Annotated in this window: 9 protein-coding genes and 1 pseudogene; 7 read left to right on the top strand and 3 right to left on the bottom strand. The window is 69.8% G+C overall.

Going from position 1 to position 12,898, the window contains the following annotated elements:
• Positions 1 to 70: 70 nt before the first annotated feature.
• From ADK66_RS28000 to ADK66_RS27990, 3 genes and pseudogenes are all read right to left on the bottom strand, one after another.
• Positions 71 to 1,324: a phosphatidylserine decarboxylase gene (locus tag ADK66_RS28000; protein ID WP_053660535.1), complete on the bottom strand. Its 1,254-nt coding sequence runs from the start codon at positions 1,322 to 1,324 to the stop codon at positions 71 to 73.
• Between the two features lie 631 nt (positions 1,325 to 1,955).
• Positions 1,956 to 2,210 (bottom strand): annotated as a pseudogene (locus tag ADK66_RS27995) (hypothetical protein); the annotation flags it as partial.
• Positions 2,207 to 4,252 (bottom strand): PspC domain-containing protein, encoded by a 2,046-nt coding sequence (locus tag ADK66_RS27990; RefSeq protein ID WP_053660533.1) that lies wholly within the window; start codon positions 4,250 to 4,252, stop codon positions 2,207 to 2,209. The pseudogene ADK66_RS27995 and the gene ADK66_RS27990, both read right to left, overlap by 4 nt.
• A 158-nt stretch (positions 4,253 to 4,410) precedes the next feature.
• On the opposite strand from ADK66_RS27990, the gene ADK66_RS27985 reads away from it, so the two are divergent.
• The 7 genes from ADK66_RS27985 (at position 4,411) to ADK66_RS27955 (ending at position 12,874) form a co-directional block, all read left to right on the top strand.
• Entirely contained in the window at positions 4,411 to 5,676 is a 1,266-nt protein-coding gene (locus ADK66_RS27985; protein WP_053660636.1) for an ATP-binding protein, read from the top strand.
• Positions 5,677 to 5,678: 2 nt separating this feature from the next.
• Positions 5,679 to 6,365 (top strand): response regulator transcription factor, encoded by a 687-nt coding sequence (locus ADK66_RS27980; protein WP_053660530.1) that lies wholly within the window; start codon positions 5,679 to 5,681, stop codon positions 6,363 to 6,365.
• A gap of 776 nt (positions 6,366 to 7,141) precedes the next feature.
• On the top strand, positions 7,142 to 8,782 hold the full coding sequence (locus ADK66_RS27975) for an ABC transporter substrate-binding protein (RefSeq protein WP_053660528.1): 1,641 nt from the start codon (positions 7,142 to 7,144) through the stop codon (positions 8,780 to 8,782).
• A 146-nt stretch (positions 8,783 to 8,928) separates the two neighbouring features.
• Positions 8,929 to 9,855: an ABC transporter permease gene (locus ADK66_RS27970; protein ID WP_053660526.1), complete on the top strand. Its 927-nt coding sequence runs from the start codon at positions 8,929 to 8,931 to the stop codon at positions 9,853 to 9,855.
• Positions 9,848 to 10,813 (top strand): ABC transporter permease, encoded by a 966-nt coding sequence (locus ADK66_RS27965; RefSeq protein WP_053660524.1) that lies wholly within the window; start codon positions 9,848 to 9,850, stop codon positions 10,811 to 10,813. The genes ADK66_RS27970 and ADK66_RS27965 overlap by 8 nt, the downstream gene beginning before the upstream one ends.
• A gap of 26 nt (positions 10,814 to 10,839) precedes the next feature.
• The gene (locus tag ADK66_RS27960) at positions 10,840 to 11,868 is read left to right on the top strand and encodes an ABC transporter ATP-binding protein (RefSeq protein WP_053660522.1); all 1,029 of its coding nucleotides are present in this window, start codon (positions 10,840 to 10,842) and stop codon (positions 11,866 to 11,868) included.
• Positions 11,861 to 12,874 (top strand): ABC transporter ATP-binding protein, encoded by a 1,014-nt coding sequence (locus tag ADK66_RS27955; protein WP_053660520.1) that lies wholly within the window; start codon positions 11,861 to 11,863, stop codon positions 12,872 to 12,874. The genes ADK66_RS27960 and ADK66_RS27955 overlap by 8 nt, the downstream gene beginning before the upstream one ends.
• Positions 12,875 to 12,898: the final 24 nt, after the last annotated feature.

Raw genomic sequence — 12,898 nt, 5'->3', positions numbered from 1 at the left:
TCACCCGAAACATCCGAGCACACGAAACGGGGCGCCGCTGACAGCGGCGCCCCGTTTCGCTCGTCGTGGGTCAGCGCCAGCGGGCGATGACCGTGGAGCCGCCGACGACCTTGTCGCCGGGCCCGACCAGCGGCTCGGCGGCGTCGGCCGGCAGGTAGACGTCCGTCCGCGAGCCGAACCGGATGAGCCCGAAGCGCTCGCCCTTGGCCAGCAGCGCGCCGATCGGCGCGCGCTGCACGATCCGCCGGGCGATCAGGCCGGTCCGCTGCGCGACGACCACCGTGCCGTGGCTGGTGTCCAGCACTGTGTACGCGGCGACGTTGTGCTCGGCGTCCGGCTTCATCGCGTTGACGAAACCGCCGTCGGCCACGAAGTAGTCGACCACCTTGCCGGCGACCGGAGACCTGTTGACGTGCACGTCCAGCACCGACAGGAACACCGCGACGCGCAGCCACTCGGCGTCGCCGAACCGCTCGTCGTACAGTCGCTGCACCGACAGGACCTTGCCGTCCGCGCTTGCCACCACGGCGTTCGAATCCTCCGGTACGTCCCGCTCCGGGTCGCGGAAGAACGCGGCGACCGGCCCTGCGGCCAGTGCCGGCAGCAGCCACAGCTTGGAGGACGGACGCGCCACCCGGGCCAGTGCGGCCAGGCCCAGCGTGATGCCCGCCGCGGCCACACCGTTGGAGTCGATGTGCATGCCTCGGACCAGCGGCACACTCGACGGCCGGTACGCCGGAGCCAGCCGGTCGGCCGCAGCGGGAGCGGCAGTGGTGAAACGCAGCCGGTAGACGCGCACCGGGGGCACGTTGCGCACCACGAGGTCGGCGCCGACACCGTAGAGGGCGTCCTGCCGGGCCAGTTCGGCGGCGGCGCCGGTGGTCCGGCCCGGTGTCGCCGGGGTGGCGACGCTGAGCACCGCGCCGTCGGTCAGGTGCTTGGCCAGCCCGTCGATGGCGCTGCGGGTCTCCTCGGCGGTGCCGGTGAACGCCTCGCCGGCGATGACCACCGCGGCGGCCTCCGCTTCGGGCAGCGAGTCGACCACGCGTACCCGGTCGGCGACCCACCGGCCCTGGGCGGTGACGTGCTCGCGGAGCGCTGTGGCGTCGGACGCCTCGGCGGGGACCACTGTGAGCTGGTCACCGGGGAGCAGTGCCTCGATGGCCGCGGCCAGCACCGCGGACTCCGGGCTGGCGCCGACCAGCAGGGCGGCCTTGGGGTCGTTCATCCGGGCCAGCTCGGTCACGAGCGTACGGGCGGCTCGCTCGCCGATGCGGACCGGACCGGACCGGCCGGTGGTACGCACGGCGGGGGACTGCGTCATGTCGGGCGGGCTCCTGACGGGGGTAGAGACGGGAATCGCGGCGGGGCCGTCACGGCGGGACGGGCCGGCCGGCGGAGGCGAAATCTCTCCAGCGGCCAGCATATGCGCCTGCGCGCGCCGACCGCACTGCCGTGGTGGTGCGGCAGTGCGGTCGGCGGTGACACCACTGTCACGATTTCGGCTGCCGACCCTCCCGCTCATCTGTCGGGTCGACGTCGGGCTGCCGGAGGTCGACCCCTGTCGGCTCGTCAGCACCGGGCGGACCGGAGACCGGCGCACCTGCCGTCTCCGTCGGCGGCTCTGCCTCCGTCGACGGTTCCGCCGCCGCCGTCGGTGGTTCCGGTTCCGTCGCCGAGTGGGCCAGCCAAGCGGGGTGGATCATGTCCGCCGTCGACGGTTCCAGGGTCGACGTCGGCGTCCGCGACTCTGCGGTCGGAGACTCCGCCGCTTGTCGAGCCGGGGAAGCGTCCCAGGCGGGGACCTCCGGCATCGGTCGAGCCGGCGAAGCGTCCCAGGCGGGGGTCTCGGGCATCGGCCGAGATGGGGAAGCGTCCCAGGCCGGGGCCTCCGGCATCGATCGGGCCGGGGGAATGTCCCAGGTCGGCGTCGAGCCGAAGGTCAGGGTGGGTGCCCCGGAGGTCGGCTCCCCGGGCTCGGTGCCGGCTGTGGTCGGCGCGACGTCGTCCGGCGTCGGGCGCCCCGACTGGCCGGAGCGCAGCGCGCCGACCAGTCCGAAAACGCCGATCAGGATCAGCGCGCCGGCCAGGAACCAGCCCACCGGCGGCAGCACGAGACCGAGCAGTTGGGCGAGCAGCCACCATGCCGAGAGGGCCAGGAAGAGCAGCCCGAAGGCGAACGAGACCAGATCCGTGCGGTGAGCCTTCATCGGGTCACCTCCAGGTTGCCGGCGTTGACATGGATGTACAGGCGCAGTGCTCCGCCGCCGGCGCCGTCCGCACCGAGGTCGGTGGACTCCCGTAGCTCGCCGTCCAGCCCGCCGGAGCGTTTGCCGAAGATGATGGCGTCGCCCGCGTTGACGTCGGCCACCGTCGTCACGTCCACGTTGGGGGGAACGACAACTGTCGCGTGACCGAAGTTGACCTGCACGGTCACCTCGCTCTCCTGCTTCGTGAAGTCGATCCCCCGCAGGTCGAGCACGGCGTCGCCGAAGCTGTTCTCGTACCGGTTCGCGAGGTCACGATGTGTGGTAGGTGCCCAGGTGACCGCGCCGTCGACGCCGCGGATCCGGTCGTAGGACTCGGCGATCGTCGCCGTTCCCAGCGCGGCTGCGGTCACCAGACCGAGTGCGATCAGCCAGCGGGCCCGGCCGAACCAGGTGCCGACCAACAGCCCCAGCCCCACCGTTGCCAGCGCCGCCGCGAAGTACGCCGACGCGCCGAAGGTGAAGACGTCCAGCAGGTCGAGCAGACCGACCAGGCCGAGGGCCAGGAAGATCAGCGAGAAGGTCACCGCGCCGAGCGGCGAACGCTCCCGGGGCCGCTTCGGCGGCTTCGGTGGCTTGGGCGGGGGGGACGCGGCCGGAGTCGCCGAAGCGTACGGGCCGTGCGGCGCGAACGGTGGACGGTATCCGCCCGGTGTCGCCGCGCTCCGGTGACCGGTCGGTGCGCCGGTCACCGGAGCCGACGGCCAGTTGGCGCTTGACGTGCCGGTGCTCGGCGTGCCCGTGCTGGGCCAGGTCGGCGAGGTGCTGGGCCAGGTCGGCGCGGGAGCCGACAAGCCCGCCGGCTGAGGAGCCGTCGAGTCGGCAGGCGCCCCGGTCACCGGCTGCCCGGTCACCGGCTGCCCGGTCACCGGCTGCTCGGTCGTCGGTTGCTCGTACACCGGCTGCTCGGTCGGTTGCTCGTACCCCGGTTGCTCGTACCCCGGTTGCTCGTACGCCGGCTGCTTGGCCGTCGGTTGGCCGGTCGTGGGCTGCACGGTCGCGGATTGTGCGGCGGTCGAGGGTTGGGCCGCGTAGGCGGGGAGGGTCGGTGGTTCGGGTGCCGCCACGGTGGCGTACGCCGGGTCGCCGCCGGCCAGCGGTGCCGTCGCGAGCGGGCCGGCGGGCGGTGCCGCACCGTGCGCCGGGGCCGGCCAGGCAACCGGCGGGACCGGCCCGGGTGGAGCGCCGGACGGGCCGGGCGGGGTACCAACCGGAGTGCCGGGCTGTGGCCCCCGGCCGTCTCGGTTGAGCAGCAGCGCGCCGCCGATCAGGATGGCCACGCCGAGCAGGACCGCGCGGAATGCGTCCGTGACGATGTAGCCGAAGCTTGCCGCGACCAGGATGCTCAGCACGATGACGGTCACCGGCGACATGCTGGAACGGCCGCGGCCCAGCATGGATTCCACCGGGGACGCGGTGTCGCCCTCGTTCGGGATGATCAGCCAGGCGGCGACGTACACGAGGATGCCGATGCCGCCGAAGAAGCCTAGGACAGCCAGCAGCACCCGCCAGAGCACCGGATCGGTGTTGGTGGCCCGTCCGATCGCCGCACAGACGCCCGCCAGGTAGCGGCCGTCGCGGGGCCGGACCAGGCCGTACCGCGAGGTGAAGCCGTTGCCCCCCAGTGGGCCGACGGACGGTCCTCCCGGCCCGGGCGGCGGCGTGCCGGGGCCTCCGCCCGCTCCGTACCCGGGTCCGTATCCCGTGCCGGCCGCGAACCCGGCAGCGGGCCCGGGGCCGGTCGCGCCCGGCGGGTAGCCGCCGCCAGCGGGCTGATGGCCCGTGCCGCCTGGCTGAGGGCCGGCGGTTTCATACGTGCCGGACGGGGCGCCCGGTGGTGGCCCGCCGGTCGGGCCGGCGCCGGTGGGCGGGCCGAACGTGGTGGGCTCGGCCCAGCCGGCGGGTGTCGTGGCTGGTGGGGGCGGTGCTGAACCGCCCGGCGGTGACGACCCGGGGCGGGGCGACGGGGCAGCTTCCTCGGTCATACCTCGATCCTGCTGCCCGCTGCGCCCGAGCGACCTCAGGACCCGACCCTGACCCCACCCTGAGATCCGGGCGGCCGGAATGTCGGGGGGCTCCCCGTGGTCGTGGGACACCGCAGCGTGTGACGATCGGACGCACCGACCTCGCCGCCCACCACACCGTGACCAGGGAGCCTCCGATCAGCACCGTGACCACGCCACCGCGCCTCTACCGCGCACCCGAGCATCGGATGGCCGCCGGGGTCGCCGCCGGCATCGCCGACCACCTCGGCATCTCGGTGCTGCGGGTGCGTGTCGCCTTCATGGTGCTGCTCGGACTGAGCGGTCTCGGCCTGCTGCTCTACGCGGCGTTCTGGGCGGTGGTGCCGCTGCGGCCCGGTGACACCGCCGTGCCACCTCGGCGCGACGTGGGGCAGCTTCTGCCGTTCGTCGGGATCGGGCTCGGCGTCCTGCTGATTCAGGTGATGGTCTTCGACTCGGTGGGGGCGGCCGGTACCGCCGGCTGGCTGGTGGCGATCATCGCGGTCGGCGCGGGAGTCATCTGGCACCAGTCCGCGCCCGAGCGGCGGCGGCAGTGGGGCGACACCATGCCGGTGCCCTGGCTCGGCGCGGTCGTCGAGGAGAGTGACCGGCGGGCCTTCGTCCTCCGGTTCATCGGCGGCGGGGTGCTTGTCGCGGTCGGCATCATCGGCGTCGCGGCCGTGTACTCGCCGGCGCAGAACTTCGACGCGGTGATCAACGGCGTGATCTTCGCGCTGGTCGGTCTGGCCGGGGTCGGTGTGGTCGCGGCGCCGGTGCTGTGGCGCACGTACAGCCAGCTCCGTTCGGAACGGGAGGGCCGCATCCGCGAGCAGGAACGGGCCGAGCTGGCGGCGATGGTGCACGACCAGGTGCTGCACACGCTGGCCCTGATCCAGCGCAACGCCAGTGACGTCAAGACGGTGCAGCGGCTGGCCCGTGGGCAGGAACGCTCGCTGCGTAACTGGCTCTACAAGCCCACCGCGTCGCCGAACGAGCGCTTCGCCGCCGCCCTGGAGCAGGCCGCCGCCGAGGTCGAGGACACCTTCGCCATCACCGTGGAGACGGTCGTGGTGGGGGACCGGGAGACCGACGAGCGGGTCGGCGCGCTCGTCGCCGCCGCGCGGGAGGCACTGGTGAACGCCGCACGGCACGCCGGCGTGCAGACCGTGTCGCTCTACGCCGAGGTGGAGCCCGACCAGGTAAGCGTCTTCGTCCGGGACCGGGGCGCGGGCTTCGACCCGGATACCGTGGAGGACCACCGGCACGGCGTACGCGGCTCGATCATCGGGCGGATGAAGCGGCACGGCGGACGGGCCGAAATACGGTCCGGTCCGGGGGAGGGGACTGAGGTCCGGTTGATCCTGCCGATCTCCCGGGACTCGTCCGCAGCGGAGAGGAACAAATGACCATGTCCGAGCAGCCGGCGGAGCACCTGGACCCGGCGAACACCCGCCCCGAGCGGCTGAGGGTGTTCCTGGTGGACGACCACGCCATGTTCCGTGCCGGCGTACGCGCGGAGCTGGGCGCCCACGTGGAGGTGGTGGGCGAGGCGAGCACCGTGGCCGAGGCCGTCACCCGCATCGCCGCCGTCGGGCCGGACGTGGTGCTCCTCGACGTGCACATGCCCGACGGCGGTGGCCGCGCGGTGCTGGAGGCGATGCGGCGCAGCCACCCGCAGGTCAAGTTCCTGGCGCTGAGCGTGTCCGACGCCGCGGAGGACGTGATCGGGTTGATCCGGGCCGGTGCCCGGGGGTACGTCACGAAGACCATCTCGCCGGACGAGCTTGCGGCGGCGATCCGCCGGGTGGCCGACGGTGACGCGGTGTTCAGCCCACGGCTGGCCGGGTTCGTGCTGGACGCCTTCGCGGCCCGACCGGACGCGCCGGTGGCCGACCCGGAGCTGGACCAGCTCACCAACCGGGAGCGGGAGGTGCTGCGGCTGCTGGCGCGGGGCTATGCGTACAAGGAGATCGCCAAGGAGCTGTTCATCTCCATCAAGACGGTGGAGACGCACGTGTCGAACGTGCTGCGCAAGCTCCAGATGTCCAACCGCTACGAACTCTCCCGCTGGGCGGCGGACCGTCGGTTGGTGTGATCCGTCCTGCCTGTTTCACCTTCGGCCCCGGCCCGCTCTCGCGGTGCCGGGGCCGATGTCTTCCGCGCTCGTGACGATGACGGCTCCGGTCGATGTCTTCTGCGCCCGTGACGGCCATGGCCCCGGCTGCTGGGCGACGCCCCGGTGGAGGTAATTCGGTTGCGGGCGTCGATCGAGGGCGGCGGCGCTGCCGCCGCTGATGATCAGACAGTCGACCTCGGCGTCTTCATCCGCCCAGCCGGTGATGGCACCCGTGCAGACGACGGCGACATCGTCCGGATGGTCAGTTAGCAGGGCTGCGCGCTGACGTCGAATGCGCCGCGACTGGACGCGGGAAAGCTCACAGAACGCCCGATCCCAGGTCGCGCGGCGGCGTCCGGCTAGCCACGTTTCTCCTGGTCAGAGCTGTTTGGTTGGTCGACTTTATGATCATTTTTCAAGTATCGGCAACGTGGCGGGCAACTAACGTCTTGATAACGGCACCTTCACGGAACCGGCAGGTAGGTGTCACAGTGGCAGCACCTCACCCTCGGTGTAGGGCACTCCGCACGGCTCGCGACCACGACCTCCGCTGTTTCCCGGCGATTCGTGGTCGTGATGCCTGCGTAGAGTCGTGCCCCGTCGGGTGAGGAGCCCGGCGGATCGGAACATCAGGGGTGTCCCCAGCTTCCCTGTGGTCCCGGCGACCTCCGCCCCGAGGTGGTCGGGCGGTGTCACCCCCAAAACGTGCGTGAAACCCACGACGGAACCAGGTTAGAAAGAGGAGGCCCCTCGGAATGAGAGTCTCGAAGCGGGCGACGAGCGCGATCGCGCTCAGCGCGGCTGCCGCGCTTGTCGCGAGTGGTTGCTCGAGCGGTGACGGTGACGGCGACGCCGCCACCAGCAAGGACGGCTCGATCGTCATCCACGGCGTCCAGCCGGAGAACCCGCTGGTCCCGTCCAACACCACGGAGACCGGCGGTGGCAAGGTCATCGACTGGCTGTGGACCGGCCTGGTCGAGTACCCGAACGACGGTGGGGCCCCGCGCAACGCGCTGGCCGAGTCCATCGACACCAAGGACTCCAAGGTCTTCACGATCAAGATCAAGAAGGGTACCAAGTTCCACGACGGTACCGAGGTGAAGGCGAAGAACTTCGTCGACGCCTGGAACTGGGCCGCCTACTCCCCGAACGGTGCGCAGAACGGCACCTTCTTCTCGGACATCGACGGCTTCGACAAGACCTACACCTCGGACCCGGACGGCCCGGACGGCCCGCAGAAGGCCCCGGAGCCGACGGCCAAGGAGATGTCCGGCCTGAAGGTCGTCGACGACCAGACCTTCGAGGTCACCCTGGCGGCCCCGACCGCGGTCTTCCCGACCAAGCTCGGCTACAGCGCCTTCATGCCGCTGCCGGACGCCTTCTTCACCATGAAGCCCGAAGAGTTCGGCAAGAAGCCGATCGGTAACGGCCCGGTGAAGTTCGTGTCGTGGGACGACAACGTCCTCATCAAGCTCACGCGCTTCGATGACTACAACCTGCGCGACAAGATGAAGATCAAGGACGTCGACGTCAAGCTGTACCAGGACGAGACGGCGGCCTACAACGACCTGCTGGCGAACAACCTCGACTTCATGGAGGTTGTCCCCACCTCGGCGCTCGCCGGTGACAAGTGGAAGACCGACCTCGGTGACCGGGGCCTGTCGACCGTCACGCCGTCGACCGCGTTCATCGCGTTCCCGATCTACGACAAGCGCTTCCAGGACGCGCGCCTGCGTCGTGCCGTGTCGCTGTCGATCAACCGGCAGGAGATCTCGGACAAGATCTTCTTCGGTACCCGCAAGCCGGCCGACAGCTGGGCCAACCCGCTGACCCCGGGCGCCAAGCCGGGTAACTGCACCGCTTGCAAGTTCGACCCGACCACGGCGAAGCAGCTGCTCACCGAGGCCGGTGGCTTCAGTGGCGAGATGGTTCTCTACTACAACGCCGACTCCAGCCACAAGGACTGGATGGACGCCGTTGCCCAGCAGATCAAGACCAACCTCGGCATCGAGGCTCGGGCTGAGGGCGTGCCGACCTTCGCGGTCTTCCGCCAGAACATCAACGCCCACAAGATGACCGGCCTGTACCGCGCCGCCTGGCAGCAGGACTACCCGGACGTGGAGAACTGGGTCAACCCGCTCTTCATCACCGGTGGTTCCTCGAACGACGGCCTCTACAGCAACAAGGAGGTCGACGCCCTTGCCAAGCAGGCCAGCGCCGCGCCGAGCCTGGAGGCCTCCCACGAGGCGTTCGCCAAGGCCGTCGAGCTGGTCGACAAGGACGTCCCGAGCATCCCGGTCTACTTCTACGGCCAGCAGTCCGGCCACTCGGAGAAGATCAAGAAGCTCGAGCTGAACAACGTCGGCGAACTCGACATCACCTCGGTCGAGCTCTGATCCGAACGGTCTGACCCCGGGTCGGGCTCGCCACATCCGGTGAGCCCGACCCGGGGCCGTTCCGCGAGTGGGTGTCACCACACGCACTCGCACGTTGTCACCCCGTGTCGGCCGTCCGACGCGCCCCCTGTCTGGAGGACCACCCCATGGGCCGTTATCTGTTGAGGCGGCTGCTCCAACTCGTGCCCGTCTTCATCGGGACGACGTTCCTGATCTACGCCCTCGTCTGGGCCGTTCCGGGCGATCCGTTCGCCGGCAAGTGCGGTGAGCGCCGCTGCCCGGACCAGTACATCGCCTTCATGACCGAGAAGTACAACCTGGACCAGAACGTCGTGGTCCAGTACGGCAGCTACATGAAGAACCTGCTGCAGGGCGACTTCGGTCAGACGTTCTCGCAGCGCGAGATCAGCGACATCATCCTCACGTCGTACCCGAACACGCTGAAGCTGGCCCTGGTGGCGCTCGCCATCGAGGCCGTGATCGGCCTCGGCGCCGGCGTGCTGACCGGTCTGCGACGCAACGGCTTCCTCGACAACCTCGTTCTGGTGTCGACCCTCTTCCTGATCGCGTTGCCGGTGTTCGTCATCGGCTTCGTGCTCCAGTGGCTGCTCGGCGTGCAGTGGGGCATCATCAAGCCGACCGTCTCCTCCGAGATGCGGCTCTCCGAACTGATCGTGCCGGGCTTCGTGCTCGGTAGCGCGTCAGTGGCGTACATCGCGCGGGTGGCACGAACGAGCATCGCGGAGAACCGCCGTGCCGACTACGTGCGTACCGCCATCGCCAAGGGCCTTCCGATGCGGCGGGTTGTGGGTGTGCACCTGCTGCGTAACTCGCTCATCCCCGTGGTCACCCTGCTCGGCACCGACCTCGGCGCCCTGATGGGCGGCGCGATCGTCACCGAGGGCATCTTCGGCATCAACGGAATCGGGCGCCAGGTCTTCCGTGCGATCGTCACCAAGGAAAGCGCTACCGTGGTAGGGATCGTGGTTGTCCTGGTGCTGGTCTATCTCGTGATGAACCTGCTGGTTGACCTGCTCTACGCCGCCCTGGACCCGAGGATCCGCTATGAGTGACCCGAGTACCGCATCGATCGTCAGTACCCCTGCCGCGCAGCCGACCGAGGCGGGCACCCCTGCCACCGGCGCGCCGCAGAGCAACGAGAAGCCGCGTGGCCTGCTCGGAGACGCCTGGCGTGACCTGCGACGCAAGCCACTGTTCTGGATCTCGTCCACGCTGATCGTGATCTTCCTGCTGATGGCCGCCTTCCCGGCGCTGTTCGCCCCGGGCGACGCGGTCAACGGCGCGCTGTCCCGCAGCCTGGTCAAGCCGGGCGCCGACGGCTGGTTCGGTTACGACGTGCAGGGCCGCGACGTGTACGCCCGGGTCATCTACGGCGCACGCGCCTCCATCGTGGTCGCCGTGCTCTCCGTGGTCGGCACCCTGCTCGTCGGTGGCACCATGGGCATCATCGCCGGCTACCGCGGTGGCTGGGTTGACGGCCTGCTCAGCCGCATCGCCGACGTCTTCTTCGGCCTGCCGTTCGTGCTTGGTGCGATCGTCATCCTGACCACGTTCAACGGCTCGGGCACCAGCAACAGCAAGGCCGAGATCATGGGCCTGGTGACCGTCTCCCTGATCGTGCTGAGCTGGCCGGTCGTCATGCGCCTGATGCGTTCCTCGGTGCTCGCCACCAAGGAGGCCGACTACATCGTGGCGGCCCGCGCACTGGGTGCCGGCACCGGGCGGATCATCCTCAAGCACCTGCTGCCGAACTGCCTGGCCCCGCTGCTGGTCTACGGCACGATCATGGTCGGCTCGTTCATCGGCGCCGAGGCAACGCTGTCGTTCCTGGGCGTCGGCCTGAAGTCGCCGGTGGTGTCCTGGGGCATCATGATCAGCGACGGGCAGCAGTTCATCCGGGTCGCGCCGGGTCTGGTGTTCTTCCCCGCCGCGTTCCTCGTCACCGCAGTGCTGAGCTTCGTGATGCTCGGTGAGGCGGTCCGCGAGGCCCTCGATCCGAAACTCCGCTAGGGGAGATCCAGTTGTCCGACATTCTCGTGTCCGAGCAGTCCGCGCCGGGAACCGGCGGATCCGGACGTCCCTCCGGCCGGCTGCTCGAGGTCGACGACCTGCGGGTGGAGTTCCGTACCCGGGACGGCGTCGCAAAGGTCATCAACGGGGTCACGTACCACGTCGACGCGGGGGAGACCCTTGCCGTGCTCGGCGAGTCCGGCTCCGGTAAGAGCGTCACGGCACAGACCATCATGGGCATCCTCGACACGCCGCCCGGCTTCGTCACCGGTGGGCAGGTCCGCTTCCATGGCAAGGACATGCTCAGCATGGGCCAGGAGGAGCGCCGCCGCATCCGCGGCGAGGGCATCGCGATGATCTTCCAGGACGCCCTCTCCGCGCTGAACCCGGTCTTCACCGTCGGGTTCCAGATCGCCGAGCAGTTCCGGGTCCGGCGGGGCATGGGTCGCGCCGAGGCCAAGAAGCACGCGATCGAGATGCTCGACCAGGTCAAGATCCCCAACGCCAAGAGCCGGTTCAGCAACTATCCGCACCAGTTCTCCGGCGGTATGCGGCAGCGCGCGATGATCGCGATGTCGCTGGCGCTCGACCCGGAGGTGCTGATCGCCGACGAGCCCACCACCGCGCTCGACGTGACGGTGCAGGCCCAGATCATGGACCTGCTCGCCGAGCTCCAGCGTGAGCGGCAGATGGGCATGATCCTGATCACCCACGACCTCGGCGTGGTCGCCGACGTCGCGGACCGGATCGCTGTCATGTACGCGGGTCGGATCGTCGAGGAAGCCGACGTGTACGAGCTGTACGCCAAGCCGGCGCACCCGTACACGATGGGTCTGATCGACTCGATCCCGCGCATGGACGAGAAGGGGCAGCAGCTCCGGACGATCAAGGGTCTGCCGCCGAACCTGATGAACATTCCGCCGGGCTGCCCGTTCAACCCGCGTTGCCCCATGGCTCAGCCGGTATGCCGGGAGAAGATCCCCCCGCTGCTGCAGGTGGGTCCTGCCCGGGCCAGCGCCTGCCACTTCGCCGAGGAGCTGGTGAACCGTGTCTGAGAACATCCTCGAGGTCCGTGACCTGGTCAAGCACTACCCCGTCACCCAGGGTGTGGTGTTCAAGAAGACCGTCGGTCAGGTCAAGGCCGTCGACGGGGTCTCGTTCGGTCTGCGTACTGGTGAGACGCTCGGCGTGGTCGGCGAGTCCGGCTGCGGCAAGTCGACTCTCGCCCGGGTGCTGATGAACCTGGAGAAGCCGACCGCCGGCAGCGTGGTCTACAAGGGCCAGGACATCTCCAAGCTCTCCGGTGGGGCGCTGCGGCGGCTGCGTCGGCAGATCCAGTTGGTCATGCAGGACCCGTACACCTCGCTGAACCCGCGGATGACCGTCGGTGACCTGATCGGCGAGCCCTTCGAGATCCACTCCGATGTGGCACCGAAGGGCAGCCGCCGGGCGAAGGTCCGGGAGTTGCTGGACCTGGTGGGCCTCAACCCGGAGCACATCAACAGGTACCCGCACCAGTTCTCCGGCGGTCAGCGCCAGCGCATCGGCATCGCCCGCGCGCTCGCGCTGCGCCCCGAGGTGATCGTCTGCGACGAGCCGGTCTCGGCGCTCGACGTCTCCATCCAGGCCCAGGTGATGAACCTGCTGGAGAAGCTGCAGAGCGAGCTCGGGCTGTCGTACGTCTTCATCGCGCACGACCTCTCGGTGGTCCGCCACCTGTCGGACCGGGTCGCGGTGATGTACCTCGGCAAGATCGTCGAGATCGGCACCGAGGACGAGATCTACGAGCGGCCGACCCATCCGTACACTCAGGCGCTGCTCTCGGCGGTGCCGGTGCCGGACCCGACGCAGCGGAACAACAAGACGATCATCCGGCTCACGGGTGACGTGCCGTCGCCGATCAGCCCGCCCTCGGGCTGCCGGTTCCGGACCCGCTGCTGGAAGGCGCAGGACGTCTGCGCCGAGCAGGTCCCGCTGCTGGAGGTCCGACGCGACTCGGACCACCCGAGCGCCTGCCACTTCGCGGAGCGACGCGAGATCGTCGCCACCCACGAGGCGTAACAGGCCACCGGAACCGCCTGCCGA

Origin of the sequence: Micromonospora sp. NRRL B-16802, from assembly GCF_001279555.1 — a bacterium.
Taxonomy (GTDB): domain Bacteria; phylum Actinomycetota; class Actinomycetes; order Mycobacteriales; family Micromonosporaceae; genus Micromonospora; species Micromonospora profundi.
The sequence above is the reverse complement of the archived record's forward strand: the minus strand, read 5'-3'. Positions and strand labels throughout refer to the sequence as shown.

Excerpts from the sequence above, each read along its gene's own strand:
- ADK66_RS28000 (WP_053660535.1), bottom strand. The coding sequence starts at position 1,324 with ATGACGCAGTCCCCCGCCGTGCGTACCACCGGCCGGTCCGGTCCGGTC.
- ADK66_RS27990 (WP_053660533.1), bottom strand. The coding sequence starts at position 4,252 with ATGACCGAGGAAGCTGCCCCGTCGCCCCGCCCCGGGTCGTCACCGCCG.
- ADK66_RS27980 (WP_053660530.1), top strand. The coding sequence starts at position 5,679 with ATGTCCGAGCAGCCGGCGGAGCACCTGGACCCGGCGAACACCCGCCCC.
- ADK66_RS27975 (WP_053660528.1), top strand. The coding sequence starts at position 7,142 with ATGAGAGTCTCGAAGCGGGCGACGAGCGCGATCGCGCTCAGCGCGGCT.
- ADK66_RS27970 (WP_053660526.1), top strand. The coding sequence starts at position 8,929 with ATGGGCCGTTATCTGTTGAGGCGGCTGCTCCAACTCGTGCCCGTCTTC.
- ADK66_RS27965 (WP_053660524.1), top strand. The coding sequence starts at position 9,848 with ATGAGTGACCCGAGTACCGCATCGATCGTCAGTACCCCTGCCGCGCAG.